Below are 14,016 nucleotides of genomic sequence, written 5' to 3'. Positions count from 1 at the left end.
GATTCCTCTAAATTAGTAAACTTTTGACCCATTCACTTTTATAAAAAACTATGCAATCTCAAGGTTTACAGTTACTCGATTACCTCGTGTTCCTCTTTTATTTTATTGTTGTTTCCGGATATGGTTACTGGATTTACAAACAAAGACAATCAAAAATTTCTAATTCCAACGACTTCTTTTTAGCGGAAGGATCTTTAACTTGGTGGGCTATTGGAGCGTCATTAATCGCCTCTAATATCTCAGCAGAGCAGTTTATTGGTACTTCAGGTGATGGTTTTAGATTAGGTTTAGCCATTGCTACTTATGAGTGGATGGCCGCTGCAACCTTATTAATTGTGGCAATATTCTTCATGCCAATTTATTTGAAGAACAAGATTTTTACCATGCCTCAATTCTTGACTCAGCGCTACAGTCCAACAGTCAGTTTGATCATGGCGGTGTTCTGGTTGATGTTGTACATTACCGTTAACTTAACATCTATTTTGTATTTAGGGGCTTTGGCAGTTACGACCATCTCAGGTGTCGACTTTACCGTATGTATGATAGGCATGTCGGTATTTGCTATTTTCATTACTCTTGGAGGGATGAAAGTAATTGGTTACACCGACGTTATTCAAGTAGTATTTTTAGTTTTAGGAGGTTTAGCGACTTCTTATTTAGCCTTGAATATGGTAACTGACCGTTTCGGTGGTTCAGGAGTAGTGGATGGTGTGAACCATTTATTAACGAAAGCACCAGAGCATTTCCATATGATTTTACAGAAAGGAAATCCTAATTACCCAAGTTTACCTGGTTTAGCGGTATTAATTGGAGGTATGTGGATCATCAATTTGAACTATTGGGGATGTAATCAATACATTACACAAAGAGCTTTAGGAGCAGATTTGAAAACGGCTAGAAATGGTATTTTATTTGCTGCCTTCTTAAAGTTGATGATGCCAATCATTGTGGTTTTACCGGGTATTGCGGCATATTTGTTGTACAAGGACGGTATGTTCCAAACAGAAATGTTAAAAGATGGCGTTTTGAACAAGGATAATGCCTACCCAGTCTTATTGAATTTGTTGCCTACTGGCTTGAAGGGACTTTCATTTGCAGCATTAACAGCGGCAGTAGTTGCTTCCATGGCAGGTAAGGCCAATTCCATCTCAACGATTTTTACTCTTGATATTTACAAGAAATACATCAACCCGAACGCTTCTGAAAAGAAATTAGTGAATGTAGGTCGTTTTGCGGTGGTGGGTGCTATGGTTACTTCCGTGATTGTTGCCCCAATGATGGGTATCGATAAAAAGGGAGGATTTGAGTTTATCCAAGAATACACAGGTTATGTTTCACCGGGTATTTTTGCTTTGTTTACTTTAGGTTTCTTCTGGAAAAGAGCCACTTCCAAAGCTGCCTTAGTAGCTTTATTGGGAGGTGTGACATTCTCTATTTTGACCAAATACATTCCTTCTTGGACAGGTGTAACAGAGTGTATGTTCTATTCTTCTTTCCCAGATGAAACAGGACGCATGATGATTCCATTCATGGATCGTATGGCCTGGGTATTTATTTTCTGTGTGACTTGTATGGTGATTATTTCATTAGCAGATCCTGAAAGCAAAAACAACCCTAAAGGATTAGAAATTGATGCTAGTATGTTCAAATTATCACCTTCGTTTATTGCAGGTGCTGTGGTGATTTGTACTATTTTGACTTTCTTGTACACCTATTTCTGGTAATCTCGAAACATGAAAGAAGTCTTTTTTATTCTTTTGTGTTTACATATTGCAGGGGGAGGCCTAGGTTTATTGGTAGGAACGTTGATTCTCTTTTTACGAAAAGGGGATAGGAACCACCGAAAACTGGGCCTCCTTTTTTATTGGGGCATGTGCCTTGCTGGAGCCACTTCCTTGGTCATGGCTGTTCTTCATCCCAATTACTTTTTGTTCATTGTCGGGATTTTTACTTTGTACATGAACCTAAGTGCCAAACGTTACCTTCGTTTTAAGAAGAAGGAACAGGAAGCGCAAGTAATTGACTACGTGATTTCGGTATTCATGTTAGTCTTTGGGATCATTTTTATTGTATTTGGAATCTACCTGTTAGTTCAAGCTAAGAATTTCGGTATCGTGTTTTTGGTCTTTGGAAGTATCGGACTTCGATTTGTCAGGCAAGATTATCTTTTCAGAAAGTCGGGTTACAGCATGAAACTAGCCTGGCTTTCCAACCACATTCAACGCATGATTGGGACTTATATAGCCTCATTAACGGCATTTTTAGTGGTCAATAGTTCTATTTTCCCTCAATTTATTCCTTCCTTTGTTTTTTGGTTATTGCCTGGCATCATCGTGGGTCCATTGATAGGACGCTTTGTCAAGAAATATACCCAAAAAGTGAAGCATTCATGAAGAAAAAATTACCCATTTTATTGGTGATAGCAGGTCCTACGGCAGTGGGCAAAACTGCCCTTTGTGTCGAGCTAGCTCAAAAGTTGCATACCGAGATCATCTCAGGTGATTCCCGACAGTTTTATCGTGAGTTGGCTATTGGTACCGCCAAACCCACTAAGGAGGAGCAAGGGGGTATCAAACATCATTTCATTGATTCTCATTCCATACAAGAATATTTCTCACCGGGTGATTTTGAAAGAGAGGCCTTAATCCTGTTGGAGAAATTATTTCAAAAGCATGAGGTGGTCATATTAACTGGAGGTTCTGGATTATACATCAAAGCATTATTGGAAGGATTGGATGAAATGCCTGAGGTAGATTTGGTGCTTCGTGAGCAATTGATGCAACAATTGGAGAAAGATGGTATTGCGCCATTGTGGGAGCAATTGCAGCGCTTAGATCCAATATATGCAGCACAAGTAGATCAACAGAATCCCCAACGCATTGTCAGAGCCTTGGAAGTTTGTTTATCCACAGACAAACCTTATTCAGATTTCCGAAAAAAGCAGTCGGCAGATCGACCTTTCCAAGCCATTAAAATCTGCTTGGATAGACCCAGAGAAGAATTATATGCACGTATTGATCAACGCATGGACCAGATGTTAGCACAAGGGCTTGTGAACGAAGCGATTCAATATCAAGAATTCCAACATCTTTATGCGCTGAAAACCTTAGGTTATAAAGAGGTTTATGGGCATTTGAGAGGCGAATACGATGAAGCAGAAATGGTCCGTTTATTGAAACGAAATAGCCGGCATTATGCCAAAAAGCAATTGACTTGGTTTAGACATCAAGGGGAATTTCAATTTTTACATCCCGATGAGGTGAAAGGGGAGGTTTTGAGGGTGGTCAATGTAGAATGAAGAATGAAGAATGTAGAATGTAGAATGCCGTGAATTTGGGAAGATATTCTATTTAATCCATTCATTAATAAGAAATTTAGGATTATTTACTCAATCGTCAAGGTGATTTTCCGGCCTAGACCTACTTCCAAAAGTTTGTACAAAGTGGAAAGTTGAATATCGCTATGTCCATTTTCAATTCTGGATATAAAACTTTTTTTCGTCCCAGTTTTTTCTGCAAGTTGTTCTTGGGTCATGGAACACAAGCGTCGTTCTTCTTTGATTACTTCACCAATGGCAAAAGCTTTGGCTTTGATATCGAAATCTATTCTTTTGATTGACCCAGTTTTACCATATCGATTTTCAAGATGTTCTTCAAAAGTCGTGATGCTCTTATTAGGTTCATGTGTAGCTTTCATCTTTTTCTTGATTTAATTTCTTCAACATATTCGGCTTTGATTTTTAAAGCTCTTTCAATTTCTGCTGGTGGTGTTTTTTGAGATTTTTTTTGGAAACCATTGAATAGTATAACCACTTTTCCTTCGTCAAAACAACAAAATATTCTAAAAATATTACTTTGGAATTCAACTCGAATTTCATAAAGTCCGTCTGTTCCTTCTATATGGTCAAAAAACTTCTTTGGTACTCTTTCCGCGACTGTTATGACATATAAAACGTAATCGATTTTTTCTTTTACTTTTTCTGTTTGGTCATTAAAAAAGTCATGAAAATAATCTTTGTAAAAGATGATTTGTCTTACAGTTTCCATCAAAAATTTAGAACACTTACAAAGTTAACTAATAATGTAACAAGTGTGCAAGTGTTAAATGTACCTTGTCGTATAAATAATTTGAATTTATTCTTGAATATAAGCCCCTGTTATAGGTATTCGTTATGGCAATCTGCACTTTGGAATAGTTAGGAAAACTATAATACGGCAGTAAATTTAAAATATTGCCGATAATTAGAAATAGAAAAAAGGCTGATAAGGTCAAAACTAATACTAAAACGAGCTATTCGAAATAATTCAAAGCTAAAGAACATGTTTCGCATAGTCATTTCGAATTCTCCATAATAAGAAATGATTAAGCATAGAATTCTATGGTATTCGAATTTCCCATAATAATAACTTGACTTAGCGTAGAATACTAAGGCATTTCTTTTTTTTATAAAAAAGAAACAAAAAAAATCTGAAAAAAAATACGGTTAATCCCAAGACGAATTCTGCTGCGCAGAACCGATGTTCACTCCGTATATGGCTTTATTCTTTCATAGGGATTAGTCGTTCAATGTAGATTGAATAATGTAGAATGTAGAATGAGCCATCATCATTTATAATTTATAATTCATCATTTACAATTACCTTCCCAGTCGTTCCAATCCTTCGCTTGGATGAAGCTTTCCATTGAGAATGTCTTGTAATGTAAATTGAATGACGTGCGCATTATCTTTCTGAATGGCAATCTTATAAGTCTTCAAGAGTTAAAATTGCTAGGTGCACTAGATTTTCAACTTGTAAATTCCAATCCTAATAACTAATAACTCACAACTAATACCTAACCCCTGATCCCTATATTTTCAAATACTCTTCCAATCCCCCTTCTAGATTTTGGCATGAAATGCCTTTTGCTGATAGAAGTCGACACGCGATGTAGCTCTGCGTACCATTGTAACAAATGACAGTGATGGGTTGCGGGATCTCTTGGATTTCTTTAATACGGTCCAATAATTGATCGAGTGGAATATGAACTCCTCCCAGATTAAAGTCGTCCCACTCGCGGGGCGTACGTATATCCAGGAGGTGTAAGTGGCTGATTTGTTCTTTGAAAGTAACAGCCGAAATGGATTGCATCTTAATATCCTGCGGCCTGCCAAGCGAGCATTCCACCAATTAAATTACGGACTTTGCTGTATCCTTCGCTACTTAAATATTCTTTGGCACGACCAGAACGTGCTCCTGAGCGACAATGAACAATGATTTCTGCATCTTTATCTGCTTCAATTTCATCCAATCTTTCGGGCAATTCTCCCAAAGGGATTAATTGAGCACCAATGTTAAATTCATCAAATTCATGTTCTTCACGGACGTCAATGATATACAATGATTCATTGTTATCCATTCTCTCTTTTAATTCTTCTATCGTAATATCTTCCATGTGATTATTGATTTTCTCCTCCACCTACAACCCATAAGTCAATGGTGTCTCCTGGGTGAATGCTTGTTCCTGTACAAGTGGCACAAACTTGTTTAAATACGACTCCAGGTTGATAGGCATCATTGGCTTCATAATAAATTTTACCAACTGTCAGATTCATACCTGCCAAAATAATGTTGACTTCATCCAATGGTTTACCCACTAAATCAGGTAATTCCATTTCTACATTCGCCGTTCCATTTCCTATGAATAAATCGACCATAGTTCCTTTAGGAATCGTAGCTCCTGCCTCAATCTTACGTCCATTTACTTGCATTTCAATCACCTCTTTTACCCTAGGGTCATTGATTTCATGGACAATACCTTTTCTCAATCCAGAAATCAACAATTGTTGCTCCGCACTTCGCACTGATAAGCCTATTAAGCCAGGCATTTTGATGGTAGGAGGGGTTTCTGAATTGATGGTAATGTAAATTTTTCTACCCGACTTCACCAAAGCATTGGGTAAAGGATATTGAGAAAGTATCGTCAAAGGAGGTTTATCTGCCGTAAAAGTGCAATCGGAAATTTCATAGGTTAGGTCATTGGCATCCACCAATTCCTCCATTTTTTCCATGGTCATTCCCTTTAAATTAGGCACTTTAATGGTTTCCCCATGGTGGGTACTCCAAGGCAAATACACAAAAAAGAACCCGAAAAATAAAACCAGAAATAAGGAGATCAGAATCGCGATATGCGTGTACAGATCTTTTTTGGTTTGGGTAGGGATTTTCATCATGAGGGATGCGTTCAAATATTGGATGCAAGTTAGGGAATTGTCGGCAAAACAAAAACCCATTTTGTCAACCGAATCCCTAGTTTGGACATAAAAAAACCGGGAAGTATTCTAACCACCCGGTTCCCATTTTCTGCTGATTCTTAGTATTTGAATACTTTTGAACCGGCCATAACTTCTTGTGTCTTCTCGTTGAAGGTAACACGCTCTCCTGTGCGATATGCCGCGTTGGCCATGATCGTAGCAATGGAGTGTTGGTAACCTGCTTCAATTGGAGCATTAGGAGTTTTGCGTGAACGAACGCATTGCATCCAGTTTTTGATGTGCTCAAATGTTAAGCTATCGCCACCTGTGTTAGATCCAGTCTCAACTTTAGGACCTTCAATTTTCAAGGTTGGCAATAAGTTAGCCTGCATACCCATACCTCTAGCTTCTCCTTCCGTTAATCCACCATTCGGTGAGATCATGTTGGTATCTAAGTTCAATTCACCACCATTTGAGTAGTAAATTTCTTTAGTTCCACCGGCTGAGTTAGAGAAACGAGATGTAAAGCTTACCTGGAAGCCTTTGTTTGGTTGATCTGCTGGGCCGTAATCAAATACCGTAGTCATAGTATCTGCATTTTTACGACCATCATTCCATTGGTAAATACCCCCATTGGAAACAGCAGAACGTGGATGGGCCAAGCCTGAGAACCAGTGAACTGTATCAATTTGGTGTGACATCCACTGACCTGGAATTCCTGAAGAATATGGCCAAAATAAACGGTATTCTAAATATTTACGAGGATCAAATGAATCTTTTGGACGGTTCATCAAGAAACGGTTCCAATCGATATCAGATTCTTTTAAGTCTTTGCAAAGGTTCACTCTTCTCCAGCGACCTGGTTGGTTGACGTTCCACATCAACTCCACCATTTTGATATCACCGAATTTGCCCGACTTGATAAATTCATCCGCTGCCCAGTAGTTAGCACCACTTCTACGCTGTGAACCTATCTGAACAATTTTATTGGATTCTTTTACAGCTTTCAATACAGCACGTGCATCTTCCATAGTTTCAGCCAAAGGCTTTTCTGCATATACATCACAACCTGCTTTAACGGCTTCAATGGTGTGCAAGGCATGTTGGAAATCCGCAGTGGAGATAAATACCGCATCTACTCCTTTAGCTGCATATAACTCGTCGTTATTACGGTAAGTAGTGATTTTGCTTCCTAATTGGGATTCCAAATAAGCCTTTCCTTCTTCGCGTCTGCGGTTCCAAAGGTCAGATACTGCCACCATTTCAAAATTCATTTCTTTTTGTAAAATTTTGAATGGAGGAACGTGTGAGGAACGGTGACGGTCTGAAAAACCTACACAGGCTACACGAACACGGTCATTTGCTCCAAGAATCTTGCTGTAAGATTTAGGGCTGAAGGCAAATGTTCCTAAGGAGGCAACTGCGCTCTTTTGGATGAAATCTCTTCTTTTCATGTTAAAAATTATTTTTGAGGTATCGGTTGTTATTTAATTTCTCTGATTTTGATGTTCTTGTAAAATACAGAATCACCATGTTCTTGCAACAAGATTGGGCCTTTGGCTTTCATACCAAAACCCGGCCATTTGTTGTATTTACTATGAGCTACTAACACTTTATAAATATTGCTTCCACGAACGTATTCGATCACTTTGAAGCCATTTAACCAATGTTGAACCACATTATTTGGATAAACAATCACTCGTCCACGGTTCCAATCTCCAATCTTTTTAATGGCACGCTTGTCTTTGTCGGAAGGGATTAGGTCATATAAACTTGATAAAGTTCTATTGCCCTCTGTTCCTAACTTAGCATCTGGGTGCTTGTCGTCATCCAATACTTGAAACTCCAAACCAATAGCTGACATGCCTGAATTATAAGATTCATCGACAAAATATTTTACTCCAGAATTAGCTCCTTCGGTTAATTTGAAATCAAAAACCAATTCAAAAGCTCCGAATTGATCATTGGTTAGAATATCACCACCATTACCTGATTCTTTTCCACCTTTACTATTTACGTGTAAGGTACCATCTGATTCTACAGTCCAAACTGAAGGAGGAGCTGTAGTTTTGAAAGCCGAACGCCAGCCGTTTAAATCTTTACCGTTGAACAATAATTTATAACCTTGAGCTTCTTCTTGTGGAGAAAGGGTATTTAAGGTGTAATTTTCTACAGGAGTAGTTTTGTCCAAAGGACGAGGACGCATTTGGCTTCCTGTTTGAATTTTGATGTTTTTCCACATCACCTGCGTTCCTTCTTTTTGATCTTTACCAATGGCATGCACTTGGAAAGCAATGAATCCTTTGGCAGTCATATCATCTACTAAATAGGTAACAGGGATATTGTTTACCCATGTACGAATGGTAGTTCCGATAGCCTCTATACGGTAGTGATTCCATTCGCCTTTTTTGAAGGCTTTTTTAGCAGCTACATTTTCTTCGACTGGGTATAACCAACCACGACGAGCCTCATCATATAAGCCACCTGACCAGGCACGATCCGAAGGGTCTATTTCCACTTGGTATCCATGAACACGTCCATTCATGTAATCAGGTGTGGAAAGACTACGAATTTGAATACCGGAATTCATCGAATTGTCTACTTTAAGGTCGACTTCTAAGATAAAATCACCGTATTCTTTTTCAGTAGCCATGAAAGAATTGGGTGTATTGGCTACGGTAGTGCCTATCATGACACCGTTTTTGGCTTCGTATTTGGCTTGACCATTAAGTTGTTTGAATCCTTTGAACGTTTTACCATCGAAAAGACTGGTCCATTGTTCATTTTGCGCCAGAGCTGGCATCAATACTCCTAATGCAAGGAGTAGAGTTAATAATTTTTTCATAGTTTCTTTTAAATGTATTAATTACTCGTAAAAGTCCTAAAAAGAATTGATTTACTCAAATTCTCCAGATTAATCCTCGTATTTTTCTATAGGGTCTTGACCTTATCGATGAGGGGAGGAATTTGCTAGGGAATGAGTGTAGGCGAAATATTAAATTTGATTTTCGGGCTATTCCATTAAATTTGTAGATTAAATTTTCGCCTATATGAAGAAACAAACTCAAGCCATCCGTATTCAAGCCAAGCGATCACATAACCGTGAGCACTCGGTGCCTTTGTACCTTACCTCAAGTTTTACCTTTGAGGACTCAGAGCAAGGAAGGGCTATTTTTGCTGAGGAGATTCCCGGAAACATCTATTCACGTTACCAAAATCCTAACGTAGATGAGTTTGTAGAGAAGATGTGTATGTTGGAAAATGCGGAAGCTGGTTTAGCTTTTTCAACCGGTATGGCGGCTATTTTTTCTTCTATTGCTGGTATATTGAAGCAAGGTGATCATGTGGTAGCATCCAATGCACTTTTTGGTTCAGCGATTCAGATTTTAACTAAAATAACGGCAAAATGGGGCATCGAGTGCACTTTTGTGGATGGTCATGATATCAAAGCTTGGGAGGCAGCCATTAAAGACAATACCAAATTCTTTTTCTGTGAAAGTCCATCCAATCCGGGTTTGGATTTAATTGACATTGCGGAATTAGCGACTTTGAAACAAGGCAAGGATATCATACTTGCGGTGGACAACTGTTTTGCAACTCCCATTTTACAAACGCCTTTGGATTTAGGAGCTGACTTGGTGATTCACTCGGCAACGAAATACATCGACGGACAAGGTCGTGTATTAGGCGGAGTCGTTTGTGGAAAAGCTGATTATATAGCAGAAATTCGTTTTTTTGCTCGACATACTGGCCCATCTTTATCACCATTCAATGCTTGGGTATTGTCGAAGAGTTTAGAATTACTGGATTTACGCATGCAAAAACATGCGGAAAATGCACTGGCATTGGCAGAAGCTTTGCAAGGTCATCCTGCGGTGCAAGCTGTGAAATATCCATTCTTGAAAAGTCATCCTCAATATGAATTGGCTAAAAAACAAATGAAATATGGAGGAGGAATTCTGACTTTGGATATCAAAGGAGGTTTTGCTCAAGTGCAAAAATTGAGCCAATTGCTTCAAATTGTGTCCATTTCACCTAATTTGGGAGATACACGTACCATTTTAACACACCCAGCTTCTACGACACACTCCAAATTGTCAGCCGAGGACAGGGCTGCTGTAGGTATTACCGATGGACTAGTTCGTGTGGCTGTTGGTTTAGAAGCCATTGAAGATTTGAAAGAAGATTTCTTAAACGCTCTAAATCAACTATAATCCATGTGGATAGCCTTGGTGGTTTGTTTGCTATTACTGACTATCAATGTGGTGGTGGGTGTTTACGTAGAGCGTAAACTATCTGCGTTTATGCAGGACCGTTTGGGACCAATGGAAGTGGGAAAATGGGGTTTGCTTCAGGTTTTTGCTGATTTATTGAAGTTATTCCAAAAAGAAGATATTGTCCCTGCATCAGCTCAAAGACAATTATTTCTATTTGCTCCTTGGATTATATTTTTAGCTGTATTTGGTTCATTTTCAGTGATTCCACTAAGTTCTGGTAATTTTCTTCAAGGTAGTCAAACCGAAATGGGAGTTATGTTATTAATGGGAATTGTATCCTTGGATTCATTGGGGATTTTATTGGCTGGCTGGACTTCCAATAACAAGTATTCATTGTTGGGGGCAATTCGCTCAGCAGCTCAACTAATCTCCTATGAGATTCCCATGGGTCTGAGTATTCTTTGCGTGGTATTAATCTCATCCAGCTTGAATTTACAGGAAATAGCTTTGCAACAAGGCATATTTAGCCAACAGACCAATTACTTGTTTGGATTGTCATTTTTAGATTTGGATGTAACGCAGGTAGGGGGTATTCTTTCTTGGAATGTGGTTCGTGTACCTTTCTTCTTCTTTCTCTTTATACTCTTTTTTATCACCAGTTTAGCAGAGGCTAATCGTGCTCCGTTTGATATTCCAGAAGCCGAATCTGAATTAGTAGGAGGTTTTCATACAGAATACGCTGGGATGCGTTGGGCTTTATTATTCTTATCTGAATACGGCATGATGCTCTTAGTCAGTGTATTAGGAGTAATTCTTTTCTGGGGAGCATGGTATTCGCCATTTCCTAATATGGGTAGTTTACGACTTGCCGATTGGACCAATGGTACACCTGGCACTATCACAGGAACCATTTTGGGCTTTATTTGGTTGATGTTTAAAACCTATATCTTGATTGCTATCCAAATGTGGGTTCGATGGACATTACCTCGTCTTCGAGTTGATCAATTGATGTACTTATGCTGGAAAGTTTTAACGCCAGCCGCTTTAGTTTTCGTCGCAATATCTTCCATTTGGTCGATGTTCATGTAATTTCATTTCAGCATCTCGGGTATTATCCGTATTATTGGTTTTATTACCTCAAACCAACTGTATGATAAAACTCTTTACTAGAGTCTTTTGTGTCTTATGTTGCCTAGTCATTTTTCATAAAAGCTATTCACAATCCTCCACCACTACTACTTTACCCTATTTAGAAGGAAAAGTTATTGATGCTCAAACGGGAGAACCTCTTCGTGGTGCAGATATATCGGTAGATTTTAAGAAATCTGGAACCTCTACGGACTCCTCCGGTTATTATCGCATCTATTTACCTTATGGTGAATTTGTCGTTAAAATTGGCCATGTGGGCTATAATCCATTTCGTGCTAAGGTGTATATCAAAGGTAATACCACACTAAATGCACAATTGAACGATGTAACCAAGCAATTGGAAGAGGTGATTGTCTCCAGTGCAGCCACCAAACGTGATATTCAAACGCCATCTTTGGGGGTGACGGTTCTAAGTTTAAAAGGAATTAAAAAGCTTCCTACTATGATGGGGGAGGTCGATGTGATCCGCAGTTTACAAACACTTCCAGGTGTTTCTTCGGTGGGCGAAGGGGCCAATGGTCTAAATATTCGTGGTTCCAATGTAGATCAAAACTTGATTTTTATTGATAATACGCCCATTTTCAATCCAACACACATGTTCGGCTTGTTTTCTGTTTTTGCATCCGATGCAATACGGGATTTAGAGTTGTACAAAGGTGGTGTTCCATCCCGCTTTGGAGGAAGAACAGCTGCAGTTTTGGACATTAAAATGATTGAACCTAATACCGATAAGTTCAAAATGCAAGGAGGTATTGGTTTAGTTTCCAATCGGGTGATGGCCGAGATTCCCATCATCAAAGAGAAATTGTCTGTTTTGATTGCTGGGCGATTATCTGTTAATGATTTTATGTTCAAGTGGTTTGCCCCAACGGAATTAAAGAATATCCGAGCTAATTTTATGGATGTGGCGACTAAAGTATTCTATCGTCCCAATAATAAAAACACGATTTCTATCTCCAATTATTTAAGTCAAGATTTCTATCGAGTAGATTCTTTATTTAGTATTGAAAACGTTGTGGCCAAACGTACTTCTTTTGATTATGGACATAATAACCTAGCCATACATTGGAATCATTATTTTTCAGATAAGCTGAATATGATGTTGAGTGCTACCAGCACCTTGTACAAAACAAAAACCTATTCTCCTGACACAGTCAACACCATCGATTTACAAAGTTCCATTGATTATAAAAATGTTCACATGAGTTTTGATTATCAGCCTAGAGATAGTCACAAAATGAATTTTGGTGCTATGGCCACTCGTTATTATGTGAAACCAGGATCTTTGAATGATGGAGTGGTTTCTCGTGTCGCTAGAGTAGTTTTACCAGATGAACAATCCATAGAGACAGCCATTTATGCCGATGATGAATGGACTGTAAGTCCTAAGTTTACCATTCAAGCAGGCTTACGATATTCCCAATATTGGCGTTTGGGTGCGGGAATTGTTAACGAATACGCGCCAGGTAGGATGCCTTCGGCTAATAGTGTTATTGGTAAAAAAGTATATGGCGATGGCGAAGTAATGGCTTCTTATGGTGGTTTAGAGCCTCGATTGACCATGAAGTATTCTTTAGCAGAAAATACAACCATGAAATTTGGCTACAATAGAATGCAGCAATTCTTCCAATTGCTATCTAATAATACAACCCCATTACCTACATCTCGTTGGAAAACGGCTGATTCATTCATTAAGCCACAGCAATCCGATTTTTATTCCTTAGGATTCTTTAAAACCTACAACGAGAATGTGTATGAGGCATCTTTGGAAACCTATTATCGCGATGTGAGAAACACATTGGATTTTGTTTCAGGGGCTAATTTGCAATTGAATCCAAACATTGAAACACAGTTGATTACAGGAAAAAGCAAGGCCTATGGGGTGGAGTTGATGGTTCAAAAGAAAAAAGGTGAAGTTTCAGGTTGGGTTAGTTATACCTATGCACGTGCATTCAATCGAATGATTGGAGATTTTCCTGAAATTCAAGCAATCAATGGAGGTGAATGGTTTGCGACCAATTATGATAAGCCTCATACCTTCAATATGATGTTGAATATTCAACCAACTACACACCATAGTTTCTCATTTACCTTTGCTTATAATACGGGCCGTCCATTTTCATCTCCTTCTGGAAGTTATGAAATTGCAGGAAAGCGATATCCCGTATTTGCATCACGCAATAATGACCGTATCCGAGATTATCATCGTTTAGATTTCTCTTGGACTATCAGTAACCCATCCATGGTGAAAAAAAGATGGGAGGGAAGCTGGGTCTTTACTGTGTATAATTTATATGGTAGACAAAACCCTTATTCGGTATTCTTTAAATCGAATAAGCAAGCACTTCAAGCCTATGAGCTAAGTGTATTTGCTGCTCCATTTGTTTCATTGACCTATAATTTTAAATTTTTATAGAA

At 38.6% G+C, this 14,016-nt stretch carries 13 protein-coding genes; 6 read left to right on the top strand and 7 right to left on the bottom strand.

The window, feature by feature from the left end; all coding sequences use genetic code 11:
* Window positions 1-50: 50 nt before the first annotated feature.
* Genes G9H60_RS11700 through miaA form a run of 3 tightly spaced genes read left to right on the top strand, consistent with a single transcriptional unit; the run spans window position 51 to window position 3,298 of the window.
* A complete protein-coding gene (locus tag G9H60_RS11700) occupies window positions 51-1,724 on the top strand; it encodes a sodium/sugar symporter (protein WP_223144241.1) in 1,674 nt (557 codons plus the stop codon).
* Between the two features lie 9 nt (window positions 1,725-1,733).
* Complete coding sequence (locus G9H60_RS11695; RefSeq protein ID WP_223144240.1) at window positions 1,734-2,393, top strand: hypothetical protein; 660 nt, start codon at window positions 1,734-1,736, stop codon at window positions 2,391-2,393.
* Window positions 2,390-3,298 carry a tRNA (adenosine(37)-N6)-dimethylallyltransferase MiaA gene (miaA, locus tag G9H60_RS11690; RefSeq protein ID WP_223144239.1) on the top strand — a complete coding sequence of 303 codons (909 nt, stop codon included), beginning with the start codon at window positions 2,390-2,392 and terminating at the stop codon, window positions 3,296-3,298. Before G9H60_RS11695 ends, miaA begins: the two co-directional genes overlap by 4 nt.
* Before the next feature lie 86 nt (window positions 3,299-3,384).
* Here the strand turns inward: miaA and G9H60_RS11685 are convergent, their stop codons facing one another.
* The 7 genes from G9H60_RS11685 to G9H60_RS11655 all read right to left on the bottom strand — a co-directional run bounded on the left by G9H60_RS11685 (window position 3,385) and on the right by G9H60_RS11655 (window position 9,077).
* Window positions 3,385-3,696: a helix-turn-helix domain-containing protein gene (locus G9H60_RS11685; RefSeq protein WP_223144238.1), complete on the bottom strand. Its 312-nt coding sequence runs from the start codon at window positions 3,694-3,696 to the stop codon at window positions 3,385-3,387.
* Entirely contained in the window at window positions 3,693-4,046 is a 354-nt protein-coding gene (locus tag G9H60_RS11680; protein WP_223144237.1) for a type II toxin-antitoxin system RelE/ParE family toxin, read from the bottom strand. Before G9H60_RS11680 ends, G9H60_RS11685 begins: the two co-directional genes overlap by 4 nt.
* A gap of 801 nt (window positions 4,047-4,847) precedes the next feature.
* The gene (locus G9H60_RS13635) at window positions 4,848-5,129 is read right to left on the bottom strand and encodes a rhodanese-like domain-containing protein (protein ID WP_223144236.1); all 282 of its coding nucleotides are present in this window, start codon (window positions 5,127-5,129) and stop codon (window positions 4,848-4,850) included.
* A 1-nt stretch (window position 5,130) separates the two neighbouring features.
* Window positions 5,131-5,433, bottom strand: a complete 303-nt coding sequence (locus tag G9H60_RS11670; RefSeq protein WP_223144235.1) for a rhodanese-like domain-containing protein — start codon at window positions 5,431-5,433, stop codon at window positions 5,131-5,133.
* Window positions 5,434-5,437: 4 nt separating this feature from the next.
* Complete coding sequence (locus G9H60_RS11665; RefSeq protein WP_223144234.1) at window positions 5,438-6,211, bottom strand: PASTA domain-containing protein; 774 nt, start codon at window positions 6,209-6,211, stop codon at window positions 5,438-5,440.
* A 140-nt stretch (window positions 6,212-6,351) separates the two neighbouring features.
* On the bottom strand, window positions 6,352-7,686 hold the full coding sequence (locus tag G9H60_RS11660) for a Gfo/Idh/MocA family protein (RefSeq protein ID WP_109323283.1): 1,335 nt from the start codon (window positions 7,684-7,686) through the stop codon (window positions 6,352-6,354).
* Window positions 7,687-7,715: 29 nt separating this feature from the next.
* On the bottom strand, window positions 7,716-9,077 hold the full coding sequence (locus tag G9H60_RS11655; protein ID WP_223144233.1) for a 3-keto-disaccharide hydrolase: 1,362 nt from the start codon (window positions 9,075-9,077) through the stop codon (window positions 7,716-7,718).
* A gap of 205 nt (window positions 9,078-9,282) precedes the next feature.
* Between G9H60_RS11655 and G9H60_RS11650 the strand changes: the two genes are divergently transcribed.
* From G9H60_RS11650 to G9H60_RS11640, 3 genes are all read left to right on the top strand, one after another.
* Entirely contained in the window at window positions 9,283-10,446 is a 1,164-nt protein-coding gene (locus tag G9H60_RS11650) for a trans-sulfuration enzyme family protein (RefSeq protein WP_223144232.1), read from the top strand.
* 3 nt (window positions 10,447-10,449) lie between these two features.
* Complete coding sequence (locus G9H60_RS11645) at window positions 10,450-11,538, top strand: complex I subunit 1/NuoH family protein (RefSeq protein ID WP_223144231.1); 1,089 nt, start codon at window positions 10,450-10,452, stop codon at window positions 11,536-11,538.
* A 61-nt stretch (window positions 11,539-11,599) separates the two neighbouring features.
* Complete coding sequence (locus G9H60_RS11640) at window positions 11,600-14,014, top strand: TonB-dependent receptor (RefSeq protein ID WP_223144230.1); 2,415 nt, start codon at window positions 11,600-11,602, stop codon at window positions 14,012-14,014.
* Window positions 14,015-14,016: the final 2 nt, after the last annotated feature.

This window comes from Aquirufa aurantiipilula (assembly GCF_019923745.1).
GTDB classification, from domain to species: domain Bacteria; phylum Bacteroidota; class Bacteroidia; order Cytophagales; family Spirosomataceae; genus Aquirufa; species Aquirufa aurantiipilula.
Note: the sequence above shows the minus strand (reverse complement) of the source record. Positions and strands in the feature narration are given on the sequence as shown.